This is a genomic window from Pseudomonas avellanae BPIC 631 (assembly GCF_000444135.1).
GTDB classification, from domain to species: domain Bacteria; phylum Pseudomonadota; class Gammaproteobacteria; order Pseudomonadales; family Pseudomonadaceae; genus Aquipseudomonas; species Aquipseudomonas avellanae.
On the sequence record NZ_ATDK01000452.1, the window covers coordinates 1 to 4,781 of the forward strand.

Here is a 4,781-nt window from a genome sequence, read left to right on the forward strand (position 1 = left end):
ATGCCCTATCGAAATGATGACGGAAATGATGTCCAAGCATCATGAGAGTCCATCCCTAACTCAATAGCCGGGTGTTGCACTCAGCCTCTGAAACCGCCAGGCTTAATTTGATCTGGATCAAGCTTCATCGAAAAAAATAAGGGGGGGCAAAAAAACCACATTAATTTACCACTTGTACAGGCCCGGTTTACGAACGGGAAATTATCTTCCGCGTACCGGCATCACGGCCAACGGCATTTATACCGTGGTCGAGGCCTATGCCAAAAAGGCCGGGATTGAGGTCGACGGCTTGGGGGGATGAAGCTGTGCCGTCTTGGAAAAGCGCCTCCAAGGTGTTCACTGAGACGCCGCTATCGCCTGCCAACGTGGCGATTGACTCTTCATCCTTACCATCAATCTTGAGAGCGAAATCGACATACTCAGTCCGCCTAAGGATGCCTTCGATCTCGACCTTCTGTATAAAGCCATCCCAGTCAGAGCCTTTGGGATCACGAAGCCGTTTGAGGCTTATTCCGTAGAAGTTGCACAGGTTCACCACGCCGCTCTGAACCCCCTTAGTGGTGAGCAAGACGCCTTGGCTGTTGGGAATGTCAGAGAGCAAGCCAAGCAGGTTGCGTGCGTGGATGAGGGCGATGGTGGATTTGTAGTATTTGCACTCCACCAGTATCTGATGCTCTACACCGTCTTTGAGGTAGCGCCAGTACACGTCGATCTGGTGAGCTACGCCTGAACGCCCGGTGATTTGGACGTTATGCAGTACCTCCATCGTCTCAACCTCATCGCTGGCTAGAATCGCTTGGTAGACCTGCTGGGCAACCTTCTCGTATTCGGTGCTGTTATTTACGTCGAGCATTGCGGATTCCCTATCTGCTTTTGGCGGACGCGAAACCGCGCCCTGGTACTTGGTACTGCCAAAGCCCGCGACTGGGCGAGCTGGTAGTGCAGCGATGGAACCGTTAACGGCCCAGCGACTACACAGCTTTTTGTAAATCCAGTTCAACTGGAGTGTAGCCTGACGTTTCCGCTGTTTCTGGCGCTGTTTGATCGAAACTTCTCTGTATTGCTTTCACGCAAACATTCGCTCCGGACAAGCCTGACTCAGGATACAGCTGCTCAAACTTCCGTAGACCGAGATAGAATTTCCATGCACATCAACCAATCCGCCCAACAACCGCCTGGCGTTGCAATGGAGAGTTTTCGGACAGCTTCCGACGCGTCCCTTGCTTCGAGTTCTGTGCGGTCTGTCAGCACTACCTCGAGCCGCGATCTACAAGCTATTACCGATTATCTGAAACATCACGTGTTCGCTGCGCACAGGTTTTCGGTAATAGGCTCACCGGATGAGCGTGATGCCGCTCTTGCACACAACGAGCAGATCGATGCGTTGGTAGAGACACGCGCCAACCGCCTTTACTCCGGAGGGGAGACCCCCGCAACCATCGCCGAAACATTCGCCAAGGCGGAAAAGTTCGACCGTTTGGCGACGACCGCATCAAGTGCTTTTGAGAACACGCCATTTGCCGCTGCCTCGGTGCTTCAGTACATGCAGCCTGCGATCAACAAGGGCGATTGGCTACCAACGCCGCTCAAGCCGCTGACCCCGCTCATTTCCGGAGCGCTGTCGGGTGCCATGGACCAGGTGGGCACCAAAATGATGGATCGTGCGAGGGGTGATCTGCATTACCTGAGCACTTCGCCGGACAAGTTGCATGATGCGATGGCCGCATCGGTGAAGCGCCACTCGCCTGCGCTTGGTCGACAGGTTGTGGACATGGGGATTGCAGTGCAGACGTTCTCGGCGCTAAATGTGGTGCGTACCGTATTGGCTCCAGCACTAGCGTCCAGACCGTCGGTGCAGGGTGCTGTTGATTTTGGCGTATCTACGGCGGGTGGCTTGGTTGCGAATGCAGGCTTTGGCGACCGCATGCTCAGTGTGCAATCGCGCGATCACCTGCGTGGCGGGGCATTCGTACTTGGCATGAAAGATAAAGAGCCCAAGGCCGCGTTGAGTGAAGAAACTGATTGGCTTGATGCTTACAAAGCGATCAAGTCGGCCAGCTACTCAGGTGCGGCGCTCAATGCGGGCAAGCGGATGGCCGGCCTGCCACTGGACGTCGCGACCGACGGGCTCAAGGCGGTGAGAAGTCTGGTGTCGGCCACCAGCCTGACAAAAAATGGCCTGGCCCTAGCCGGTGGTTACGCCGGGGTAAGTAAGTTGCAGAAAATGGCGACGAAAAATATCACTGATCCGGCGACCAAGGCTGCGGTTAGTCAGCTGAGCAACCTGGTGGGTTCGGTAGGCGTTTTCGCAGGCTGGACCACCGCTGGACTGGCGACTGACCCTGCGGTTAAGAAAGCCGAGTCGTTTATACAGGATAAGGTGAAATCGACCGCATCTAGTACCACAAGCTATGTTGCCGACCAGACCGTCAAACTGGCGAAAACAGTCAAGGACATGAGCGGGGAGGCGATCTCCAGCACCGGTGCCAGCTTACGCAGTACTGTCAATAACCTGCGTCATCGCTCCGCTCCGGAAGCTGATATCGAAGAAGGTGGGATTTCGGCGTTTTCTCGAAATGAAACACCGTTTCAGCTCAGGCGTTTGTAAGCGGTCTTTGGGTTGTAACTTGCGTTTTACGTCTTGAAGTGTGAAGTCATTTTTTGCAAGTCGTGCCCCAGGGACGCCAGCTCAATCGTCGCCGTTGCGCTTTGCTCGCTCGCTATCGCGGACTGATCTGCCACATCACGAACACTGAGAATGCTGCGATTGATTTCTTCAGCCACGGCACTTTGTTGCTCTGCGGCAGTTGATATTTGCAGGCTCATTTCCTGAATCGTGCCTATGGAGTGGTTGATTTGGGTGATTGCCTGCTCGGCCTTTTGCGCCAGTTCAACAGTGCCCAATGTGCGTTCGCGGCTGGATACCATCAGTGTGGCGGCGGCTTGCGTACCTTGCTGCAAGGCAAGGATCAGCGTTTCGATTTCCTTGGTGGAGTCTTGCGTACGCTGAGCAAGTGAACGCACTTCGTCTGCGACCACCGCAAACCCACGACCCTGCTCGCCTGCACGCGCAGCTTCGATGGCCGCGTTCAACGCCAGCAAGTTGGTTTGCTCGGCAACCGCCTTGATCACGTCAATGACTTTGCCAATCTTCTCACTGTCCTGAGTCAATACACTCATGGCGCCACCCAGTTCTTCGATTGCCTGGGAGAGCTCGCTGATTTGCGTCGTGGCCTGCCTGACCACTGCGCCGCCATGACGGGCCTGCTCTTCGGCCAGGGTTGCAGCAGCTGACGCATCGGTGGTGTTACGCGCCACCTCCTGAACCGTGGATGCCATCTCATGCATCGCGGTGGCCACCTGATCCACTTCGATTTTTTGCTGACGAACGCCTGCGCTTGTCTGCTCGCTCATGGCTGACAGCTTTTCAGCGGACATCGAGATCCGGGTCACACCGCCGCCGATGCCATGCACCAGCGTATTCAGGTTTTGCGCCATGTCCTGCATGGCATTTTGAAGGTCGCCCAGCTCATCGCGACGCGTCGACTTGGCCAGCGCTGTGAGGTCGCCTTTGGCGATACGGCGAGCCAGCTCGACGGTGAGCGCGAGCGGTGAGGTTATCTGGCGGGAGATCACGACAGAGGCAAACAGCCCCACCAACAACGCGACCAGCGTCAAAATAGCCACCTGGATAAAAGCACTGCGCTGATCGGCCCGCGCCAGTTGCTGCTGGGCGTCCATCAAGCCAGTGATGATTTTATCCATGACGTCGCTTTCCTGATCCACTTGCTGTCGCAGATTCTGCTTTTGATCAAATAGGGCCGAGACTTGAACTAGCACGTCGCGGTACTGACGCATGCCGACATACGTGTCTTCCAACTGGGAAGACAGTGCAGCGGGCAAGCTGGTGCGGGCTTTGGTGATGTCGCTCAGGAACGCGTCGGTGGTGTCCAACAGCAACTTTTTGTTGGTAACGTCTGGAACTGCGATGTATCGGCGCAACACAAGACGAAACATCGTCATACCATTTCGCAAGTCGGCCACCGTACGCAGTTCGGCTATGCGCTCGGTCCCAGGTTGCTCAAGCGCACTGGCGGTGGTGGTTTCAAGCAGTTGAGTGAAGGTGCTGACGAATTTGTCGGACAACGCCCCTAACGGTTTCAGCGCACCGCTGGTGGATTTGTCTGTGTCAACGAGACGATTGACCTTTTGATCGTAGGAAGCAGTACTGGCTTGCAACTGCGTCAGCGCTTGCTGATTCTCCTTACTGGTCAGTAACAGCAACGCCTTGGAGATGAACGCTTGCATCGCACTGAGCTGCGTACGGTAAACCTCAAGAGCCGCTTGGTCGGCGGACGCTTCGTACTGTTTCTCTGAAAGGCGCATGTCCTGCGCCGCATCGTTGAGCGTACCGATCAAGCGTGTAGTGTCCAAACGATCAACGAGGATGTTGTTACTGGTGTAACCGACGAAAGCAACGGCCAACACTGCCAGCAACAAAAAGCCAAAGCCGATCCCCAGCTTTCGTGAAACCTTGATATTGCCTAGAAATCTCGCTGCAACTGCCATTTTCAGCCTCTAACGCCACCACGCCATTGATCCGTGAGGCACAAAAATAAATTCTGGCAACCACGGTTGCCTTCAAGGGTCAGTGTAGTGGTCAACTCATCCCGGACACGACGTTAAGGTTTTTCTCGTACTGAGCGGGCGCCAGTCCATCATTGAACTGGTGTGGCCGAATCCAGTTGTAGCGATGCATCAGATAATGACTGATATCCCGC

General features: G+C 55.2%; 2 protein-coding genes and 3 pseudogenes. 1 reads left to right on the forward strand and 4 read right to left on the reverse strand.

Annotated elements, in window-relative coordinates; genetic code table 11:
• Positions 1-553: 553 nt before the first annotated feature.
• A pseudogene (locus DW49_RS1000000133955) lies at positions 554-853 on the reverse strand (restriction endonuclease); the annotation flags it as partial.
• Positions 854-1,234: 381 nt separating this feature from the next.
• On the opposite strand from DW49_RS1000000133955, the gene DW49_RS0123935 reads away from it, so the two are divergent.
• Positions 1,235-2,608 (forward strand): hypothetical protein, encoded by a 1,374-nt coding sequence (locus DW49_RS0123935; protein WP_024421459.1) that lies wholly within the window; start codon positions 1,235-1,237, stop codon positions 2,606-2,608.
• A gap of 26 nt (positions 2,609-2,634) precedes the next feature.
• Here DW49_RS0123935 and DW49_RS1000000134400 read toward each other — a convergent pair whose 3' ends face one another.
• The 3 genes and pseudogenes from DW49_RS1000000134400 to DW49_RS1000000132530 all read right to left on the reverse strand — a co-directional run.
• Positions 2,635-3,507: a methyl-accepting chemotaxis protein gene (locus DW49_RS1000000134400; protein ID WP_412458895.1), complete on the reverse strand. Its 873-nt coding sequence runs from the start codon at positions 3,505-3,507 to the stop codon at positions 2,635-2,637.
• A pseudogene (locus tag DW49_RS1000000134405) lies at positions 3,493-4,569 on the reverse strand (methyl-accepting chemotaxis protein); the annotation flags it as partial. The pseudogene DW49_RS1000000134405 and the gene DW49_RS1000000134400, both read right to left, overlap by 15 nt.
• Before the next feature lie 91 nt (positions 4,570-4,660).
• Positions 4,661-4,781 (reverse strand): annotated as a pseudogene (locus DW49_RS1000000132530) (IS3 family transposase); the annotation flags it as partial.

Coding starts and splice junctions, on each gene's coding strand:
- DW49_RS1000000134400 (WP_412458895.1), bottom strand. CDS start 3,507: ATGCAGGACATGGCGCAAAACCTGAATACGCTGGTGCATGGCATCGGC.